Origin of the sequence: Oribacterium sp. P9, from assembly GCF_046365365.1 — a bacterium.
Lineage (GTDB): Bacteria > Bacillota > Clostridia > Lachnospirales > Lachnospiraceae > Oribacterium.
Window position 1 is genome coordinate 92,594 of record NZ_JBKEIS010000008.1, and the last position, 19,826, is coordinate 112,419.

Consider the following 19,826-nt stretch of genomic DNA (forward strand, 5'->3'; position numbering starts at 1 on the left):
TTAAAGAGAGGAAACAGATGGAGTATACAGCGAAGGAAGTGACGGCGGAGGAGCTCGAGCAGTGGCCACGGGAGAGCTATCACCTGATCGATGTGCGAAGTGAAGAGGATTTTCAGACGGGCAAGATGCCGGATGCGCTTCGGGTGGATCTCGACCGTATCGCCGAGGGGAACCACAGCATCCCGAAGGATAAGCGGGTCGTACTGTACTGTAAGTACGGTGACCTCTCCCTGACGGCAGCCGAGGACCTGTGCGCGCAGGGCTATGAGGCCTACAGCCTCGCCGGCGGCTACGGTAAGTGGGTGCTCCGCCAGATCCAGAAGGACATGGATTCCGAGCAGCGCCGCGACGACATCGAGAAGTCCCTCCGCAAGAAGTTCAAGCGTAACCTCTTCGGCATGTTCGTGAAGGCCATCTGCGATTATCAGCTCGTCGAGCCGGGTGACCGCATTGCGGTCTGCATCTCCGGCGGTAAGGATTCGATGCTCATGGCGAAGCTCTTCCAGGAGCTGAAGCGCCACAATAAGATCCCGTTCGAGCTCGTGTTCCTGTGCATGGACCCTGGCTATAACGAGGCAAACCGTAAGGTTATCGAACGGAACGCGGATCTCCTTGGCATCCCGCTCACGATCTTCGAAACAAATATCTTCGACTCCGTCTACAACATCCCGAAGTCCCCGTGCTACGTCTGCGCCCGCATGCGCCGCGGCTACCTCTATAAGGAAGCCCAGCGCCTCGGCTGCAACAAGATCGCGCTCGGCCACCACTTCGACGACGTCATCGAGACCGTCCTCATGGGCATGCTCTACGCCGGCCAGTATGAGGCGATGATGCCGAAGCTCCACTCCACGAACTTCCCGGGCATGCAGCTGATCCGCCCGCTCTATCTCATCCGTGAGGCGGAAATCAAGCACTGGCGCGACTACAACAGTCTGAACTTCATCCAGTGCGCCTGCCACTTCACCGAGACCTGCGCGACCTGCCATACCGACGGTCAGACCAGCTCGAAGCGTCTAGAGACGAAAAAGCTGATCGAGAAGCTGAAGGAAACGAATCCGTACGTCGAGCGGAACATCTTCAGCGCGATGGAAAACGTAAGCCTGAACAAGATCCTCGGCTACAAGCGTCAGCACGTGAAGCACAGCTTCCTCGAGTGGTACGACGATGAGGACGACCTGAAGATCGGCGTCATGAACGAGGCGGAGATCGCGCACGAGGATGAGCTTCGTCGGCAGCAGGAGCGGGAGAAGGAGAAGGCCCGCATCGATTCCCAACCGAAGTCCGAGCAGGCGCGCCGAAACGCCGAGGAGAACCGTCGCAACGCGCAGTTCCGTAAACTGGAAGGAGCGAGACCGGATGGAAACGCATAGTACAGGGCCAATGCCTACATCAGCGCACACGCCGTCCGGATTTCGCTCAGCCGCAGCGCCTGCGGACGCGGCGCCAAGCAGAGCACCCGCAGAGGCCGACAGCATTGGCGAAGTGAACGAAGCGACGATGGAGCACTGCCGGCTCTGTCCACGACAGTGCGGTGTGAACCGGAACGCGGGGCAGAAGGGCGTCTGTGGCGTCGGCTCCGAGCTCTATATCGCGCGGGCGGCACTCCACTACTGGGAGGAGCCGTGCATCTCCGGTAAGGAAGGCAGCGGCGCGGTGTTCTTCTCCGGCTGCACCCTGAAGTGCGTGTTCTGCCAGAACTATGAGCTGAGCCACCAGGAGGTCGGAAAGCGCGTCAGCCTCGAGCGACTCGCGGAGATCTTCTTCGAGCTGGAGGCGCAGGACGCGAACAACATCAACCTCGTGACCCCGGACCACTACATCCCGCTCATCGCGCAGGCCATGGAGCGGAGTCGCGTGCAGGGACTGAAGATCCCCTTCGTCATCAACTGCTCCGGCTATGAAACGACCGAGCTGATCCGCCGCCTGGACGGCCTCGCGGACATCTACCTCGACGACTTCAAGTACATGGACAGTGCGAAGGCACAGAAGTATTCCGGTGCCGGAGACTACCCGGAACGCGCGCAGGAAAGCCTCGCCGAGATGGTGCGCCAGTGCCCGGAGCCTGTCTTCGACGAACGCGGCATGATGCAGAAGGGCGTCATCGTCCGCCACCTCCTCATGCCGTCGATGGTCCATAACGCAGAACGCGTCGTCGACTACGTGTATGACCGCTACGGCGACCAGGTCTACCTCAGCCTCATGCACCAGTTCACCCCCTTCCCGCGCCTCGAAAAGTGGCCGGAGATCAACCGCCGCGTCACCCGCCGTGAGTACGAACGCCTCATCGACTACGCCCTCGAAAAAGGCGTCACCAACGCCTTCATCCAGGAAGGCAGCGTCGCGAAAGAGAGCTTCGTCCCAAAATGGGATGCAGAGGGTGTCTAGAAGAGATGTCGGGTGCTGTGCACCCGATTTAGTACGTAATCCTATAGGGAAACTAGGAAATCTTGTTGCGGAAGCGAATCCGCTGGGCTATAATCAAAGCTGCTGATATCCTGTGCCGTTCAGACGGCGGACACCGGCGGCTTTTTATATATTCCCGCACGCGCTGTGGAGGCGACACAGCCGTACGGTAATCATGTTCTAGATGGGTGAGTTACAGTAAACCAGAGGCCTCTCCGAGGCCCCCATCGCTGAACGGTTAGATGAATAGAATTCACGCCCCGCACCCCGGGGCTCTTATGGAGGAATGAATATGGCAGATTTACTGAATGTCAAGAATCTTCAGGTGAAGGTCGAGGAGAAGGAGATTCTCCACGGCGTCGATCTGACAGTGAATAGAGGTGAGACCCATGTCCTGATGGGACCGAACGGTGCCGGTAAGTCCACCCTCGGAAACGCACTGATGGGCAACCCGCAGTACCAGATCGTCGGCGGACAGATCCTGTTCAACGGCCAGGACATCACGACGGAGCCGACTGATCAGAGAGCAAAGCTCGGTATGTTCCTGTCCTTCCAGAACCCGCTCGAGGTGCCGGGCATCACCCTCGGTAACTTCATCCGCTCGGCTCTGCAGCAGAGAACCGGCAAGCACATCCGCCTCTGGGACTTCAAGAAGGAGATGAAGAGGGCGATGGAGGTCCTCGATATGGATCCGAGCTATGCCGATCGTGATCTCAATGTCGGCTTCTCCGGCGGTGAGAAGAAGAAGGCAGAGATCCTGCAGCTCCTCATGCTGAAGCCGTCCCTCGCAATCCTCGACGAGACCGATTCCGGCCTCGACGTCGATGCCGTTCGTACCGTAAGTAAGGGTGTCGAGGAGTACCAGAAGTCCATGGACGGTGCCCTCATCATCATCACCCACTCCACGAGAATCCTTGAGTCTCTGAAGGTGGATAAGACGCACGTTCTCGTCAGCGGCCAGATGAAGGCCGAGGGTGACGCGTCGATGGTCGACCGCATCAACGAGAACGGCTTCGTGGATTTCCTGAACAAGTAAGCGTGGAGGACAGCATCTATGGCAAATAAGGAAAAGGCAGAGGTTCAGGACATCAACCGCTCCATGTATGATTTCCGTTACGAAGAGAAGGATACGGATTTCTACAAGATCCAGGAGGGGCTGACGAAGGATATCGTCCTCGAGATCTCTGAGAAGAAGGGAGACCCGGCGTGGATGCGGGACTTCCGTTTAAAATCACTCGAAATTTATAATCAGAAAAAGGTTCCGCAGTGGGGCCCGAGCATCGACGGACTCGATATGAACAACATCGTGACCTATGTAAAGCCGAAGACGAAGATGACCGCGGACTGGGAAGAGGTTCCGGAGGACATCAAGAACACCTTCGAGAAGCTTGGCATCCCGCAGGCAGAGCGTGAGTCGCTCGCCGGCGTCGGCGCACAGTACGACTCTGAGCTCGTCTATCATAACCTCCAGAAGGAGGTCGAGGAGCAGGGCGTCGTATATACCGACATCGAGTCGGCCCTGCACGGTCCGTATGCAGATATGATCCGGGATCACTTCATGCACCTCGTACCGCCGACGGATCATAAGTTCGCGGCGCTCCATGGTGCGGTCTGGTCCGGCGGCTCCTTCGTCTATATCCCGAAGGGCGTCTCCGTCGAGATCCCGCTGCAGTCCTACTTCCGTCTGAACGCCCCGGGCGCCGGACAGTTCGAGCATACCCTGATCATCGTGGATGAGGGGGCACAGCTCCACTTCATCGAGGGCTGCTCTGCACCGAAGTACAACATCGCGAACCTGCATGCCGGCTGCGTCGAGCTCTATGTCGGCAAGAATGCGAAGCTTCGCTACTCGACCATCGAGAACTGGTCGAAGAATATGTATAACCTGAACACGAAGCGTGCCATCGTCGAAGAGGGCGGCACGATGGAGTGGGTATCCGGATCCTTCGGCTCCCATGTTTCCTACCTCTATCCGATGACCATCCTGAAGGGCGACAACTCCCATATGGAGTTCACCGGCGTTACCTTCGCCGGCAAGGGCCAGAACCTCGATACCGGTGCGAAGGTCGTCCATACTGGAAAGAATACCAGCTCCTACATCAACACCCGTTCCATCAGTAAGGATGGCGGTATCAGCACCTACCGTTCCTCCGTCGTCATCAACAACTCGGCGAAGCACGCGAAGGCGGCGGTTTCCTGCCAGTCCCTGATGCTCGACGACATCTCCCGCTCCGACACCATCCCGGCGATGGATGTCCGCACCCAGGATGCCGACGTCGGACACGAGGCGAAGATCGGACGTATCTCCGACGATGCCGTATTCTATCTGATGTCCCGTGGCCTCTCCGAGGAGGACGCACGTGCGCTGATCGTTTCCGGCTTTGCAGACAGTGTTTCGAAGGAGCTCCCGCTCGAGTACGCCGTAGAGATGAACAACCTCATCCGTCTCGAGATGAAGGGCGCGATCGGTTAAGGAGGGCAGAGATGAAGGAAAATCAGCTTTTAGTAAATGTTCTGCCGTCACCGACCTATAACTGGCTCCGGATGAACGACGCAGATGTGAAGGTACCGGGTGATGCGGTCGAAGGAAATCCGATGGTGACCCGGACCGCCGATGTGACCGCGACGGTGACCGATTATACAGAGATCCAGGATATCGCCGGCGGCATGGGCTATGATTTCGATACCTATATGAAGCATTCGGACGCGGATGTCCTGAAGCTTCAGATCGGCCGTCAGCAGAAGGCCGCACAGCCGGTGCATATCGAGTTCGATTATGAAAAGGACTGTGCAGACGTAAATGCCGTCTACATTGACGCAGACGAAGGGAGCGACCTCGTCGTCGTGATGGATTTCCGCTCCGCTGCAGAGGCCGTCGGCTTCGCAGCCGTACAGACGAAGATTCATGTGGCGAAGGACGCCCACGTACTGCTCGTGCAGATCCAGCGGCTCGGCCAGGGCTTCCGCTTCCTGAATGATGTGGCCGCGAAAACGGAGGAGAGCGCAGGCTTCGAGCAGATCGAGCTCATCCTCGGCGGCGCAGACACCTACCAGGGCTCCCGTACCGACCTCGTCGGTGCGCACAGTACCCTGAAGACCGATATCGGCTATCTCCTGAAGCGGCAGGAGCATCTCGATATGAACTACATCGCGAACCACATCGGCCGGAAGACCGAGTGCGCGATCGACGTGAAGGGCGTGCTCCGCGATGGGGCACATAAGCTCTTCCGCGGCACGATCGACCTCCGGAGAGGCGCGAAGGGGGCCCTCGGAAACGAGCTCGAGGACGTGCTGCTGATGGATGACAACGTGATCAACCAGACGATTCCGGTCATCCTCTGTGACGAGGAGGACGTCGAGGGTAACCATGGTGCGACCATCGGCCGGATCGATGAGGCCCTGCTGTTCTACCTCGAGTCGAGAGGTATGACAGAGGCCGAGGTCTACGAGATGATGGCCGGTGCCCGGATCGATTCGGTGATCCATAAGATTCCGGATGCCGTGACACGTGACCGTGTGTTCGAGGAACTCAAGGGCCATAAGGAGGAGCGATATGATGACTGAAATCACAAGAGAAGAGCGTCAGCGTGAGGATCAGGCAATTCTTCAGCAGTTCCCGATCCTCGACGGCAGCTTCACCTACCTCGACAACGGGGCGACGACCCAGAAGCCGCAGTGCGTCCTCGATGCGATGATGCACTACTATACGAAGGAAAACGCAAACCCGATGCGCGGTCTCTATGATCTCTCGATCAAGGCCACCGAGGCCTACGAGGATGCGCGTGAGACCGTCCGTGCCTTCATCAACGCACGCGCTCACGAGGAGATCGTCTTCACGCGGAACGCCACCGAGAGCCTGAATCTCGTGGCGTACACCTACGGACGCGCGTTTATAAAGGAAGGTGACGAGATCGTCATCACCATCATGGAGCACCACAGCAACATGCTTCCATGGCAGCAGCTCTGTAAGGAAAAGGGCGCGAAGCTCACCTACATCCTGCCGGAAGCAGATGGCACGATCACAGAGGAGATGTTCCGCTCCTACATGAACCCGAACGTCAAGCTCGTGGCGATGACCCAGGTGTCGAATGTGCTCGGCGTGAAGAATGACATTAAGACCTTCGCCCGCATCGCCCACGAGAACGGCGCGGTCTTCGTGTGCGATGGCGCACAGTCGGTACCGCATATGAAGGTCGATGTACAGGAGCTCGACTGCGATTTCCTGTCCTTCTCCGGCCATAAGGTCTACGGACCGATGGGCATCGGCGTCCTCTATGGAAAGCGCGAGCTCCTCGACCAGATGCCACCGTTCCTGTTCGGCGGCGAGATGATCGAGTACGTCACCACTGAGGGCGCGACCTGGAACGAGCTGCCGCATAAGTTCGAGGCAGGTACGGTCAATGATGGCGGTGCGGTCGGACTGGCCGCCGCCCTCCGCTTCGTGTCTTCAATCGGCTTTGACCGGATCGAGGAGCGCGAGCTTCATCTCACGAAGATGATGATGACCGAGATGCAGAAGCTGCCGTATGTGCACATCCTCGGATCCACCGATCCGGAGAAGCACCACGGCATCGTCACCTTCACCGTCGACGGCGTTCATCCGCACGACATCGCGGCGATCTTCGACTCCCATAAGGTCGACATCCGCGCCGGACACCACTGCGCACAGCCGCTCATGAAGTTCTGCCATACCCCGAGCACGGTACGTGCAAGTATGGGCCTCTACAACACTGAGGAGGATGTACAGCATTTCCTCGATGCCCTGAAGAAGCTGAGAGAGGAGATGGGTTACTGATGGCAATTACATTTTACAACGAGGTCCTGACGGACCATAATATTCATCCGTCCCACAAGTATAAGATGGAGGACGCAACCTACTCCCTCGAGGGGGTCAATCCGAGCTGCGGCGATGACGTCGTACTCTATATCAAGGTCGACGCGGACAACGTGATCGAGGACGCCTCCTTCGACGGAGACGGCTGCGCGATCTCCCAGGCCAGCGCTGACATGATGTGTGACCTCATCATCGGCAAGCCGAAGGACGAGGCCCTGCGCCTCTCGGAGATCTTCCTCCGCATGATCAAGGGCAAGATCACCGACGAAGAGAAGGACGAGCTCGAGGAAGCAGGTATCCTCGAGGACATCTCGCACATGCCGGCCCGCGTCAAGTGCGCGGTGCTCGGATGGCACACCATGGACCAGATCTTCCAGGACGCCGATAATGGCAAGGTTGATCAATACGACGGAAAGTTCGAAAAATAATTCGGACGTTTTTGGATCAGAACCCCCGGAGGACCGGCACCAGAAGTCATACGGAGAGTTCGTGAAGAATCAAAATCCCAGCTCTTAGAAGTACTTGGAGTAATTTTTCCTTAGCACCCTCTGCAACGCTGAGTTTTCATAAAGAAAACTCAGTGATTGCAGAGGGCCTAGTACTTCTTAGAGCTGGGATTTTAGAGTCTTCCGAACTCGGAGTACTGTACTTCTGGTGTCGGTCCTCCGGGGACTCTGCCATAAACCTAAAGGAAATTGTAAAGTCTGAGCATTGTAAACGCCGTAGCGCTTCGTTATAATGAGAATGTTTATTAAAAGGGAATTTTTGCATTTTCGGAAGACGGACTAGAAATACATGAAGAATTACAGCCGATTTAACGTAGATAAAACCTTATATGAGATGGACAACACGAAGGTGAAGCTCGGACACAGCATCGCCCATCTCATCCAGATGGCGCTGCTGATCCTGGTGCTCTGCCTCTGCCTCCTGGGGGCCGCGATGGGCTTCGGTATGTTCCGGGGCATCCTCGACTCCGCGCCGGACATCGATACGATCCATATCGGTCCGACCGCCTATGCGTCGAAGGTGCTGGATACCGATGGAAACATTACTGCGACACTGGTGACGGCGGGCTCGAACCGTGAGCGCGTAAGCTACGAGCAGCTCCCGGAGGACCTCATCAACGCCTTCGTCGCGATCGAGGATGAGCGCTTCTGGCAGCACAATGGCATCGACCTGAAGTCGATCCTTCGTGCCGTCCGCGGCGTGGTGTCGGATGATGACTCTGCCGGCGGCGGCTCGACGATCACGCAGCAGCTGATCAAGAATAACGTCTTCGGCGGTGGCCTGCATGAGGGAAAGTTCCAGCGCTATGTCCGGAAGTTCCAGGAGCAGTATCTGGCCCTCGAAATCGAGAACCAGCCGGGACTCAGCAAGGAAGAAATCAAGAAGAGTATCATCACGGAGTATCTGAACACCATCAACCTCGGTGCGAATACCCTCGGTGTCAAGGTAGCAGCGAGACGCTACTTTAATAAAGAAGTGAGCGATCTGACGCTCTCCGAGTGTACGGTCATCGCGTCGATCACGAAGAACCCGAGCGGGCTGAACCCGATCACCCATCCGGAACGGAACGCTGAGCGCCGTGCGCAGGTGCTGAAGAACATGCTCGAGCAGGGCTATATCGATGAGTCACAGTATACGGAAGCCCTGGCAGACGACGTGTACGCGCGGATCCAGGACGTCAATGTACAGAAAACAGCAGAGAATGAGCCGTACTCCTACTTCGTGGATGAGCTGACGGCACAGGCGATTCAGGAGCTGCAGGATCGACTCGGCTATACGAAGGATAAAGCAACCGACCTGCTCTATTCGGGCGGTCTCACGATCTACTCCACCCAGGATCCGAGCCTCCAGAGCATCGTCGATGAGGAGGTCAATAATCCGGACAACTATGACACGGCGAAGCATTCCGTGACCTGGCGCTATACGCTGAAGCACGACGACGGCTCGATCGTGAACTACTCCGAGAAGGACCTCCTCCGCTGGATGAAGGAGGTGAAGGGCATCAACTTCAACGGTCTCTTCAGCTCGGAGGACTCGGCGAAGTCCTATGTCGAGCAGTATAAGGCAGAGCTCGTCCGTGATACCGATACGGAGCTGGGCGAGCAGTTCTTCACGACCCTGGAGCCGCAGGTTTCCTTCGTGCTCATGGACCCGCACACCGGCCAGGTTCGGGCCATCAGCGGTGGTCGTGGCGACAAGCGCTATTCACTGTCCCTGAACCGTGCGACCGGAACCCTCCGGCAGCCGGGATCGACCTTCAAGCTGCTTACGTCCTTCGCACCCGCCATCGACCTCTATGGGGCAACATTGGCCACGCCTTTCTATGATACGGCGTATACGCTCGGAAATAAGACCTTCAAGAACTGGTACAGCTCCGGCTTCCTCGGCTACCAGACGATCCGCGATGGTATCATCTACTCGCTGAACATCATCGCGGTGCGCTGCCTCATGGAGCAGCTGAATCCGCACGAGGGACGGCTGTATGCAGAGAACCTCGGCATCACGAGCCTGCTCGACAGCGATGAGAACCCGGCGCTGGCGCTCGGCGGTATCACGCATGGTGTGACGAATCTCGAGCTCACGCAGGCCTTCGCGACGATCGCAAACGGCGGTCAGTTTAACAAGGCGAAGTTCTTCACGAAGATCCTCGATCAGGAGGGCAATGTGCTCATCGATACGACGGAGGACCAGCCGCGGCAGGCGATGAAGGCCACGACGGCGTTTCTGCTGACCGATGCGATGAAGCAGTCCATGCTGCCGAATCGTGCGTATGCGGGCTCGCTGAATGTCAACTCCACGTCGACACGTGCGCACTTCGACGGTATGAGCCTCGCCGGCAAGTCCGGTACGACGACGAAGGATGTCGATATCTGGTTCGTCGGATACTCTCCATATTATGTGGGCGGTATCTGGGGTGGCTGTGATGAAAACCAGCCGCTCATCGATAAGGCGAGCGGAGAGTATAACGGCGGCGCCGGTTTCCACAAGGATATCTGGCGGAAGATCATGAGCCGTGTGCATGAGGGACTGCCGGATATCGGCTTCACACAGCCGGACGGCATCGTGCAGGCACAGGTCTGCCGGAAGTCCGGTAAGCTTCCGACGAGTGGATGCTATGCGGATTATCGCGGCAGTTCTGTCATCACGGAGTATTTCGCAGAGGGCACAGTGCCGACCACGAACTGTGACCGACATACGAGCTGGGGCTCTATCATCATCCCGGAGGATGAGAAGGATCTCGCCTATACGGATGATGGCGGCTTCGTCTTCCCGGAGCCGACCGAAGCGGAGACAGAGGAATCCTCAGACGACGAGGTGATCGATGAGGGACCGGCGGATGCCGCAGGCCCGGTTGTCTCAGGTGGTGGCGGACCGGGTGAGGGACTGCCGTCACGGGATATCAAGGCACCGGTCGTCGAGGGATAGAATAGAAAATGAAGTATGTAAAATCCTATGCGACCGGCGAGTATGAGGAGAAGAAGTCCCGATTTATCGGGGAGGTCTTCCCCATCCAGTCGGTCGACGAAGCAGAAGCCCTGATTCAGCAGGTGCGCAAAAAATATTATGATGCACGCCATCACTGCTATGCCTATGTGCTCGGAGATCAGTATGAGACCGTGAAGCAGTCCGATGATGGGGAACCGTCCCAGACGGCGGGCATGCCGATCCTTAGTGTGCTGAAGGGGCAGGAGATTCATGATGCGCTCGTCGTCGTCACCCGCTACTTCGGCGGTACGCTTCTCGGTACAGGCGGGCTCGTCCGCAGCTATACGAATGGCGCGAAGGCGGCGCTTGATGCGGCCGTGATCCTGACCGCGGTCGAGGGCTATGCTGTGCAGGCGGAGATCCCGTACACGCTGGTCGGGAAGATCAAGTACATCGCGGAGAGCGCCGGGATCACGGAGGCGCGTGCCGACTATGGTGCAGCGGTCTCGATGACCTGGCACGTGCCGGCAGAGCAGCTGACCGAATTTCAAAATCAGATACAGGAGCTGTCCGGCGGATCCATAGTACTTGCAATCGATAAGCACCGGTGGTATAATTCGTAAGATTTTTTTGTAAGCATGTACATTAAATATAGTAGAAATAAGGTGTCAAGATGAATCAGAAGAGAGAAGATATTCGTAACGTTGCCATCATTGCCCACGTTGATCATGGTAAAACCACACTGGTCGATGAGCTGTTAAAGCAGTCCGGTGTATTCCGTGATAATCAGGAGATGGGCGTCCGTGTCATGGACTCGAACCCGATCGAGCGTGAGAGAGGTATCACCATTCTCTCGAAGAACACAGCCGTTCACTATAAGAGCACGAAGATCAACATCGTCGATACCCCGGGCCACGCTGATTTCGGTGGTGAGGTAGAGCGTATTCTCAAGATGGTAAATGGTGCGATCCTCCTGGTCGATGCTTTCGAGGGACCGATGCCTCAGACCCGTTTCGTACTGCAGAAGGCCCTGGACCTTCGTCTTCCGGTTATGGTCGTTATCAACAAGATCGATAAGCCGCAGGCACGTCCGGCCGAAGTCGAGGATGAAGTTCTCGAGCTGATGATGGATCTCAATGCTTCCGACGAGCAGCTCGACTGCCCGTTCCTGTATGCATCCTCGAAGGAGGGCTTTGCGAAGAGAAGCCTCGATGATGATTCCACCACCATGGAGCCACTGTTCCAGACCATCCTCGATTATATCCCGGCACCGGAGGGCGATCCGGATGCGGATACGCAGATGCTGGTGTCGACTATTGATTACAACGAGTTCGTCGGCCGTATCGGTGTCGGTAAGATCGATAACGGTTCCCTGAAGCTGAATCAGGAGGCCTACGTCGTGAACCACCACGATCCGGACAAGCGTACCCGTGTACGTATCACGAAGCTCTACACCTTTGACGGTCTCGCAAGAGTTGATGTCAATGAGGCCAGCTGCGGTGAGATCGTTGCGGTTTCCGGTATCGAGGATCTCCACGTAGGTGATACGATCGTCACCGGCGAGGCAGCCGCGATTCCGTTCCAGAAGATTTCTGAGCCGACGATCTCGATGGATTTCATCGTCAATAACTCCCCGCTCGCCGGTCAGGAGGGTAAGTTCGTGACTTCCCGTCATATCCGTGACCGTCTGATGCGTGAGCTGCAGACCGATGTATCTCTCCGTGTAGAGGATACGGATTCTGCTGATACCTTCAAGGTTTCCGGCCGTGGTGAGCTTCACCTCTCCGTACTCATCGAGACGATGCGTCGTGAGGGCTTCGAGTTCGCCGTATCAAAGGCAGAGGTTATCTACAAGACCGAGAACGGCAAGAAGATGGAGCCGATGGAGATCGCGTACGTCGATGTTCCGGATGAGTTCAGCGGTAATGTCATCCAGAAGCTGACTCAGCGCAAGGGCGTACTGAACGGTATGAGCCCGCTCGCTTCTGGCTATACCAGACTCGAGTTCGAGATTCCGTCGAGAGGTCTGATCGGCTACCGTGGTGAGTTCATGACCGATACCAAGGGTAACGGTATCCTGAACACCGAGTTTGACGGCTACGGCGAGTACAAGGGTGATATGAACTACCGTCACAACGGCGCGCTCATCGCCTTCGAGTCCGGCGAGGCGGTTACCTATGGTCTCTTCCAGGCACAGGCGAGAGGAACGCTCTTCATCGGACCTGGCGAGAAGGTTTACGGCGGCATGGTCATCGGCCAGTCTCCGAAGTCCGAGGATATCGAGGTCAATGTCTGCAAGACGAAGCATCTGACCAACACCCGTACATCCTCTTCTGATGAAGCACTGAAGCTCGTTCCGAAGAAGATCATGTCCCTCGAGCAGTGCATCGACTACATCGATACCGACGAGCTCCTCGAGGTTACCCCGGAGAGCCTTCGTATCCGTAAGAAGATCCTCGATCCGGTCCTTCGTAAGAGAGCCGGCTTCGCACGGAAGCAGGGATAATTTTCATAGCCCCTGCGAGGGGGTATGATGTAGCGACGGAGACATTGGCCCAGGGCCAGTGAACAGATACTAAAGTGTAAGAGAAACCAAAGCAAAGACGGAGGTAGTTATGGCACTTTTCAGAGGCGCTGGAGTCGCGCTGGTGACTCCATTTCATGCAGATGGCTCTGTGAATTATGATAAGCTGGCAGAGCTCGTAGAGGAGCAGATCGCGGGTGGCACCGACGCCATCATCGCGTGTGGTACGACCGGTGAGGCAGCCACCATGTCCGAGGAGGAGCACATGGATGTGATTCGCTTCATCATCAAGGCGGTGAATCATCGTATTCCGGTTATCGCCGGAACCGGCAGCAACTGCACGGCGACCGCGATCGATCTGTCGAAGCAGTCAGAGGAAGCTGGCGCCGACGGTGTCCTTCTGGTGACCCCGTACTACAATAAGGCGACCCAGGGTGGTCTCATCCAGCATTACGAGGCCGTGGCAGGCGCGATCAGCCTCCCATGCATCCTGTACAATGTTCCATCCAGAACCGGCGTGACCATCCAGCCGGAGACGATGGCATACCTCTATCAGCATGTCGAGAACATCATCGGTGTGAAGGACGCAACCGGCAACATCTCGATGATCACGAAGCTGATGTCACTGGTGGACGAGGATTTCCTTCTCTTCTCCGGTGATGATGATCAGATCGTTCCGCTCCTCAGCGTGGGCGCATCTGGTGTTATTTCCGTACTTTCGAACGTGGCACCACGTGAGACGCATGAGATCTGCCAGAAGTGGTTTGACGGCGACATCAAGGGCGCACGTGAGGCACAGTTTAAGGCATATCCGCTGATTAAGGCACTCTTCGCCGAGGTCAATCCGATCCCGGTCAAGGCGGCCCTGAATCTGATGGGTAAGAATGTCGGCTCCTTACGTCTCCCGATGACGGAGGCGACCGACAGCACCAAGGCACTCCTCAAGGATGAGATGACGAAGTACGGTATCCTTTAAGTGACTTCCTCGGCAGTGACCTTCGGTGAAGGCCGCTGCCTTTTTTAGTGGTATATGTGATGATGAAATCATGGTAGTGAGATGGTCTCGTGAAATGGGTCTGACCCCATAAACTTTTGTTTAGATTCAGTTTAGAAAAATTTAATGGGGTCAGACCCCGTGAAATGCCGAGACTTCATGGATGACCGTGACGATATATTGGAGAAAACAATGACCAGAATTCTTTTATTCGGCGCGATGGGCGCGATGGGCAGAAATGTAATCAACTGTGCGAAGGCGATGGAGGATGTGACGATCGTCGCGGGTGTCGACCGTGAGGATCACTTCGATGATCCGGCGATCGGATTTCCGGTGTATGGCAGCTTCGATGCGGTGAAGGAGGACTTCGATGTGATCATCGATTTCTCCGTGGCACCGGCCATCGACGGTCTTCTCGACTATGTGGAGAAGAGTGGAAAGGCGCTCGTGCAGTGCACAACCGGTCTTTCAGCGGAGCAGATCGCACGTGTACAGAAGCTTGCGGAGAAGGCTCCGATCCTTCGCAGTGCGAATATGTCGATCGGCGTGAATCTGCTCCTGGAGCTCGTGAAGACTGCAGCCCAGAAGCTCTATGAGAAGGGCTTCGACATCGAGATCGTCGAGCAGCACCACCATCGCAAGATGGACGCCCCGTCCGGTACCGCACTGGCACTGGCAGATGCGGTCAACGAAGCACTCGATGACAGGCTGACCTATGTGTATGACCGTTCCCAGCGGAAGGCAGCCCGTCCGCACGAGGAGCTCGGTATCAGTGCCGTTCGTGGTGGCACACTGCCGGGGGTTCATGATATCATCTTTGCAGGCGAGGATGAGGTCATCACCTTCAACCACACTGCGTACTCGAGAGCGATCTTCGCAAACGGCGCACTCAATGCAGCCCTTTTCCTCCACGGAAAGGCAGCAGGCATGTACTCGATGCAGGATGTGCTCGCCTGAACGGGTCGGAACATTCAGGGAGGCAGAGGGGTCTGACCCCATAAACTTCAGTTTAGAATCTGTTTAGAAAAAATTAATGGGGTCAGACCCCATTAAAAAAGTATAAACTTCGGTCGTCAGCATTGCGCTCAGCGATGTTGCAATATAAAACATGCTTACGGTAAGGAGAAGAACATGGCGGAATACAATCGTTACACAAGCCCACTGACAGGACGTTATGCATCGAAGGAGATGCAGTACATTTTCTCACAGGACAACAAGTTCCGGACCTGGAGAAAGCTCTGGATCGCACTGGCAGAGACGGAGCATGAGCTGGGCCTCAACATCACGAAGGAGCAGATCGATGAGCTGAAGGCACATCAGGATGAAATCAATTATGAGGTGGCAGAGGCACGTGAGAAGGAAGTCCGTCACGATGTTATGAGCCATGTGTATGCGTACGGCGTACAGTGCCCGAACGCGAAGGGTATCATCCACCTCGGTGCGACCTCCTGCTATGTCGGCGACAACACCGATATCATCATCATGCGGGAGGGTCTCGAGCTCGTGCATAAGAAGCTCGTCAATGTCATCAACGAGCTCAGTAAGTTCGCGATGAAGTATAAGGATATGCCGACGCTCGCGTACACCCACTTCCAGCCTGCACAGCCGACAACCGTTGGTAAGCGTGCGACCCTGTGGCTGAACGAGCTCGTGCTCGACCTCGAGGATCTCGAGTATGTACTCGGCTCCCTGAAGCTGCTTGGCTCTAAGGGCACCACCGGCACCCAGGCGTCCTTCCTCGAGCTCTTCGACGGCGACCATGCGAAGTGCCGCCAGCTCGACCAGATGATCGCAGAGAAGATGGGCTTCACGTCCTGCTATCCGGTATCCGGTCAGACCTACAGCCGTAAGGTCGATTTCCGTGTTCTCAGCGTGCTCGCCGGCATCGCCCAGTCCGCGCATAAGTTCACGAACGACATCCGTATGCTCCAGCATATGAAGGAGGTCGAGGAGCCGTTCGAGAAGCACCAGATCGGTTCCAGTGCGATGGCCTACAAGCGGAACCCGATGCGTTCCGAGCGTATCGCCTCCCTCGCAGACTACGTGATCTCCGATCTCATGAATCCAATGCTGGTATCCTCCACGCAGTGGTTCGAGCGTACACTCGATGACTCCGCAAACAAGCGTCTGTCCGTACCGGAGGGCTTCCTCGCCATCGATGGTATCCTCGATCTCTACCTGAACGTCGTCGATGGTCTCGTGGTATACCCGAAGGTCATCCGCAAGCATCTCATGGCGGAGCTGCCATTCATGGCGACCGAGAACATCATGATGGATGCGGTAAAGGCTGGTGGCGATCGTCAGGAGCTGCATGAGAAGATCCGTCAGCTTAGCATGCAGGCTGGTAAGACCGTCAAGGAAGAGGGTAAGGACAACAACCTCCTCGAGCTGATCGCGGCAGATCCGAGCTTCCATCTCTCCCTCGAGGATCTCGAGGCCAGCATGCAGCCGGAGCGCTATGTCGGTCGTGCACCGAAGCAGACCGAGGAGTTCATCACCGAGGTGATCAACCCGATTCTCGAGAAGAACAAGGAGGTGCTTGGACTCACCGCTGAGATCAATGTCTGATCCCGTTACAACAGACCGTGCCCGGAGGGGCGGCAACAGAAACACAGTACTCCGAGCTCGGTAAAATCTAAGCCAGGAACCCTAAGCGGCACTAGGCCCTCTGCAATCACTGGGTTTTCTTTATGAAAACTCAGCGTTGCAGAGGGTCCTAAGGAAAAAGGCACCAAGTGCCGCTAAGGGAACCCGGCTTGATTTTACACGACCTCTCCGTATGGATTCTGTTGTCGGCCCTCCGGGCCTTTTTGATTTGTGACGTGGTGTGCAGTGAAGGGGGAAGTGTATGGAAAAGAGCAGTATCCTTCCATGGATCAATACAGAATATTCCTATCAGCTGGCGAAGCGGATGGAGCAGTTCCGCTCGCATCCGGAGCTCGGCTACCGGCCGGCAGGATCAAAGGCGGAGTTTGCGACCGGCGAGATACTGCGGGAGGAGATGGAGCGCATCGGTCTCCGGGACGTCCATAAGGATCAGATCTGCGTGGATGCCTGGGAGTTTCATAAGGCAGAGCTTGTATGGCGACGTGCAGATGGCAGTGTCGGGCTGCGGTCGCTGCTCGGTGGCTATCAGACCACGTTTCAGACCGACGGGCCGCAGGAATTCGGCCTCGTCTACGTCGGGAAGGGCACGGCAGCTGACTACGAGGGGAAGGATGTGAAGGGAAAGCTGGTCCTCGCGGATATCAATCAGCGCGACGAGTGGTGGATCAATTTCCCGGTCTACCAGGCCTATGTTCGTGGTGCCGCCGCGTTGATCGCCGTGCAGGAGGGCGGCTTCGCGGAGATCCAGGATGAAGCGCTGAATGCACAGGATATCGCGGGTCCGGCAGAGGCCGCCGCCTTTTCGATGTCACGCTCAGATGCCGCAGTGCTGAAGCAGGCACTCCGGGAGACACCGGAACTCCGGGTGACCCTCGACGCGGACAGCACCGTCACGGAAAAGCAGCGCTCCTACAACATCATCGGCACGATCCCGGGTGAGGATCCGACGCAGATGATTCTCCTGTCGGCCCACTATGACTCTTACTTCAGCGGCTTTCAGGATGACAATACGGCGGTGGCAATGATGTTCGGCATCGCGAAGGCACTGATCGACAGCGGCTACCGGCCGAAGAAGACCATCGTCATCGCGGCGCTGGCGGCGGAAGAGTGGGGCATCGTGAACACGAAGTATGACTGGTCGACCGGTGCCTACCAGCAGGTCTTTCAGGTCCGTCCGGAGTGGCAGGGCAGGGTCGTGGCTGACTTCAACTTCGAGCTTCCGGCGCACGCCCATGGACCGAAGGACGCCGTGCGCAGCGTCTATGAGTACGTGCACTTCCTCGAGCAGGCCGTCGCCGACATCCCGGTGGATCCCGCGGCGTATCCGGAGGGACTCGAGGTGCATGCGCCGATCCAGACCATGTCCGACGACTTCTCGATGGCCATCGCCGGCATCCCGTCCATGGTAAACGAGTTCACGGACAGCAGCTTCATGGAGACGCACTATCACTCGCAGTTCGATAACGAAGCCTATTATCATGAGCCGGTCTACCGTTTTCATCACCTCTTATACGGCACGCTGATTCAGAAATTCGACCAGCTGATCCTCCCGCCGATGGACTTTTCCGCGCTGTTCGAAGCGATGAACAGAAGCATTGACCTGCGCTACGCCGGCCTCGTCGGCGAACTGGGCGCGGAGCTGGATGCCGTGACGAAGGAGGCGGCAGCCCTCGGGCATGCCGTGTACCGCTGGATCGCGTCGGTCAATGCTTCCGGCGTGACTCCATCACGTGCCGGAGAGTGCACGGAGATCCTGATGAAGGCCTTCCGAAAGGCCCAGGACTCCTTCGTGCGCCTCGACTGGCAGGATACCGTCCTCTTCCCACAGCAGGCGGTACGGCAGAACCTCACGCATATCAAGGACGCCATCCGCTGCCTCGAGGAGAGCGATGCCCGCGGTGCCCTCGATGCCATCTATGAAATCGATAACAACTGCTATGCCTTCCAGTTCGATGAGGAGGTATTTAACTACTTCACCGACTATGTCTTCTGCCAGCCGAAGGAGCGCCTCCAGTGGGGAGCCGGACGGATCGTGCATCATGAGAACCTGTACCAGCTGGTGCAGAAGCTGAAGCGCAAGGCAGAAGCCGGCAGCGTAGATTTCGAGGAGGAGCTTCGCATCCTGAACCGTGTGCGGAAGAACCAGGAAGAGTGCTATAAATCGGATCTCGAATACATGATACGGGAAACAAACAATATCATCCAGAGCCTGAAACAGATTTCAGCGATCGCGGATGGAAAGGAATGTTAAACAGGATTTACTATGGATAGTGACAAATTGTACCGCGTAAAAAAGGAAGATATCCCGAAGCTGGAGCGGCTGCTGACGGTCTGCTTCGCGAAGGATCCGCTGTACTGTAAGCTGATTCCGGACGAGGATACACGGAATCGTCTGCTGCCGGAGCTTTTTCACTGTGATCTTGAGGAGATGTTCGAGACCTGCGAAATCTTCGCAGACAGCCCGGAGCTGAATGGCATCCTGGTCGTATCCGACGAGTCGGAGCCGTATAATTTCTTCCGCTATTACCTGACCGAGCTTCGCGCGAATCTGAAGACCGACGAGTACCTCATCAAGGAGGATCCGAGCCTCCGGGCTTTCTGGAACTTCGTGCTCGGCAAGGACTATCTGAACGAGAAGTGGACCGACCAGCTCCACCAGGAGGAGCGCATCCACATCATCTACCTCGCGGTCGATCCCGAGAAGCAGCATCATCACATCTCCTCGATCCTCATGGACGAGGCCATTGCCTACGCCGACGCACATCATCTCATGATGTCCCTCGAGACCCACAACGAGCATAACGTCGCCATGTACGAGCATTTCGGCTTCAAGCTTTACGGCGTGATGGAAAAGCACTTCGACCTCAAGCAGTACTGCCTCATCCGAGAGGTGCAGTAGAGGCCATCTTAAGAATTTCGTAAGGGGGTCTGACCCCATAAACTTTTGTTTAGATTCGGTTTGTGAAAATTTAATGGGGTCAGACCCCAATGTCGTCAACTTAACACTTAGACTCACGCGAAAGCGTGGGTCT

15 protein-coding genes are annotated in these 19,826 nt (G+C 56.6%); all 15 read left to right on the top strand.

Annotated features, from left to right (window positions below; genetic code table 11):
• Positions 1-17 precede the first annotated feature (17 nt).
• The 15 genes from ACK8P7_RS06760 (at position 18) to ACK8P7_RS06830 (ending at position 19,693) form a co-directional block, all read left to right on the top strand.
• Positions 18-1,370 carry an ATP-binding protein gene (locus ACK8P7_RS06760; RefSeq protein ID WP_410043456.1) on the top strand — a complete coding sequence of 451 codons (1,353 nt, stop codon included), beginning with the start codon at positions 18-20 and terminating at the stop codon, positions 1,368-1,370.
• A 127-nt stretch (positions 1,371-1,497) separates the two neighbouring features.
• Positions 1,498-2,385 carry a radical SAM protein gene (locus ACK8P7_RS06765; protein WP_410043470.1) on the top strand — a complete coding sequence of 296 codons (888 nt, stop codon included), beginning with the start codon at positions 1,498-1,500 and terminating at the stop codon, positions 2,383-2,385.
• A gap of 310 nt (positions 2,386-2,695) precedes the next feature.
• Positions 2,696-3,439 (top strand): Fe-S cluster assembly ATPase SufC, encoded by a 744-nt coding sequence (gene sufC / locus ACK8P7_RS06770; protein ID WP_410043457.1) that lies wholly within the window; start codon positions 2,696-2,698, stop codon positions 3,437-3,439.
• A gap of 18 nt (positions 3,440-3,457) precedes the next feature.
• On the top strand, positions 3,458-4,876 hold the full coding sequence (gene sufB, locus ACK8P7_RS06775; RefSeq protein ID WP_410043458.1) for a Fe-S cluster assembly protein SufB: 1,419 nt from the start codon (positions 3,458-3,460) through the stop codon (positions 4,874-4,876).
• 11 nt (positions 4,877-4,887) lie between these two features.
• On the top strand, positions 4,888-5,967 hold the full coding sequence (locus ACK8P7_RS06780; RefSeq protein ID WP_410043459.1) for a SufB/SufD family protein: 1,080 nt from the start codon (positions 4,888-4,890) through the stop codon (positions 5,965-5,967).
• A complete protein-coding gene (locus ACK8P7_RS06785) occupies positions 5,960-7,198 on the top strand; it encodes an aminotransferase class V-fold PLP-dependent enzyme (protein WP_410043471.1) in 1,239 nt (412 codons plus the stop codon). The genes ACK8P7_RS06780 and ACK8P7_RS06785 overlap by 8 nt, the downstream gene beginning before the upstream one ends.
• On the top strand, positions 7,198-7,665 hold the full coding sequence (gene sufU, locus ACK8P7_RS06790) for a Fe-S cluster assembly sulfur transfer protein SufU (RefSeq protein ID WP_410043460.1): 468 nt from the start codon (positions 7,198-7,200) through the stop codon (positions 7,663-7,665). The genes ACK8P7_RS06785 and sufU overlap by 1 nt, the downstream gene beginning before the upstream one ends.
• A gap of 367 nt (positions 7,666-8,032) precedes the next feature.
• Positions 8,033-10,669 (top strand): transglycosylase domain-containing protein, encoded by a 2,637-nt coding sequence (locus ACK8P7_RS06795; RefSeq protein ID WP_410043461.1) that lies wholly within the window; start codon positions 8,033-8,035, stop codon positions 10,667-10,669.
• A gap of 8 nt (positions 10,670-10,677) precedes the next feature.
• Positions 10,678-11,292 carry a YigZ family protein gene (locus tag ACK8P7_RS06800; protein WP_410043462.1) on the top strand — a complete coding sequence of 205 codons (615 nt, stop codon included), beginning with the start codon at positions 10,678-10,680 and terminating at the stop codon, positions 11,290-11,292.
• 50 nt (positions 11,293-11,342) lie between these two features.
• On the top strand, positions 11,343-13,175 hold the full coding sequence (gene typA / locus ACK8P7_RS06805; RefSeq protein WP_410043463.1) for a translational GTPase TypA: 1,833 nt from the start codon (positions 11,343-11,345) through the stop codon (positions 13,173-13,175).
• A 109-nt stretch (positions 13,176-13,284) separates the two neighbouring features.
• Positions 13,285-14,169: a 4-hydroxy-tetrahydrodipicolinate synthase gene (gene dapA / locus ACK8P7_RS06810; RefSeq protein WP_410043464.1), complete on the top strand. Its 885-nt coding sequence runs from the start codon at positions 13,285-13,287 to the stop codon at positions 14,167-14,169.
• A gap of 210 nt (positions 14,170-14,379) precedes the next feature.
• The gene (gene dapB / locus ACK8P7_RS06815; protein ID WP_410043465.1) at positions 14,380-15,144 is read left to right on the top strand and encodes a 4-hydroxy-tetrahydrodipicolinate reductase; all 765 of its coding nucleotides are present in this window, start codon (positions 14,380-14,382) and stop codon (positions 15,142-15,144) included.
• A 174-nt stretch (positions 15,145-15,318) separates the two neighbouring features.
• A complete protein-coding gene (gene purB / locus ACK8P7_RS06820) occupies positions 15,319-16,755 on the top strand; it encodes an adenylosuccinate lyase (RefSeq protein WP_410043466.1) in 1,437 nt (478 codons plus the stop codon).
• Positions 16,756-17,035: 280 nt separating this feature from the next.
• Positions 17,036-19,045 carry a M28 family peptidase gene (locus tag ACK8P7_RS06825; protein ID WP_410043467.1) on the top strand — a complete coding sequence of 670 codons (2,010 nt, stop codon included), beginning with the start codon at positions 17,036-17,038 and terminating at the stop codon, positions 19,043-19,045.
• A 12-nt stretch (positions 19,046-19,057) separates the two neighbouring features.
• Positions 19,058-19,693, top strand: coding sequence for a GNAT family N-acetyltransferase (locus ACK8P7_RS06830; RefSeq protein ID WP_410043468.1), 636 nt, complete (start codon positions 19,058-19,060; stop codon positions 19,691-19,693).
• Positions 19,694-19,826: the final 133 nt, after the last annotated feature.

Bases quoted from the DNA above. Each gene is read 5' to 3' on its own strand.
- ACK8P7_RS06830 (WP_410043468.1), top strand. From the start codon at position 19,058: ATGGATAGTGACAAATTGTACCGCGTAAAAAAGGAAGATATCCCGAAG.
- ACK8P7_RS06765 (WP_410043470.1), top strand. From the start codon at position 1,498: ATGGAGCACTGCCGGCTCTGTCCACGACAGTGCGGTGTGAACCGGAAC.
- typA (WP_410043463.1), top strand. From the start codon at position 11,343: ATGAATCAGAAGAGAGAAGATATTCGTAACGTTGCCATCATTGCCCAC.
- ACK8P7_RS06800 (WP_410043462.1), top strand. From the start codon at position 10,678: ATGAAGTATGTAAAATCCTATGCGACCGGCGAGTATGAGGAGAAGAAG.
- ACK8P7_RS06760 (WP_410043456.1), top strand. From the start codon at position 18: ATGGAGTATACAGCGAAGGAAGTGACGGCGGAGGAGCTCGAGCAGTGG.
- purB (WP_410043466.1), top strand. From the start codon at position 15,319: ATGGCGGAATACAATCGTTACACAAGCCCACTGACAGGACGTTATGCA.
- dapB (WP_410043465.1), top strand. From the start codon at position 14,380: ATGACCAGAATTCTTTTATTCGGCGCGATGGGCGCGATGGGCAGAAAT.
- sufB (WP_410043458.1), top strand. From the start codon at position 3,458: ATGGCAAATAAGGAAAAGGCAGAGGTTCAGGACATCAACCGCTCCATG.
- ACK8P7_RS06825 (WP_410043467.1), top strand. From the start codon at position 17,036: ATGGAAAAGAGCAGTATCCTTCCATGGATCAATACAGAATATTCCTAT.
- ACK8P7_RS06785 (WP_410043471.1), top strand. From the start codon at position 5,960: ATGACTGAAATCACAAGAGAAGAGCGTCAGCGTGAGGATCAGGCAATT.
- sufU (WP_410043460.1), top strand. From the start codon at position 7,198: ATGGCAATTACATTTTACAACGAGGTCCTGACGGACCATAATATTCAT.
- ACK8P7_RS06795 (WP_410043461.1), top strand. From the start codon at position 8,033: ATGAAGAATTACAGCCGATTTAACGTAGATAAAACCTTATATGAGATG.
- ACK8P7_RS06780 (WP_410043459.1), top strand. From the start codon at position 4,888: ATGAAGGAAAATCAGCTTTTAGTAAATGTTCTGCCGTCACCGACCTAT.
- dapA (WP_410043464.1), top strand. From the start codon at position 13,285: ATGGCACTTTTCAGAGGCGCTGGAGTCGCGCTGGTGACTCCATTTCAT.
- sufC (WP_410043457.1), top strand. From the start codon at position 2,696: ATGGCAGATTTACTGAATGTCAAGAATCTTCAGGTGAAGGTCGAGGAG.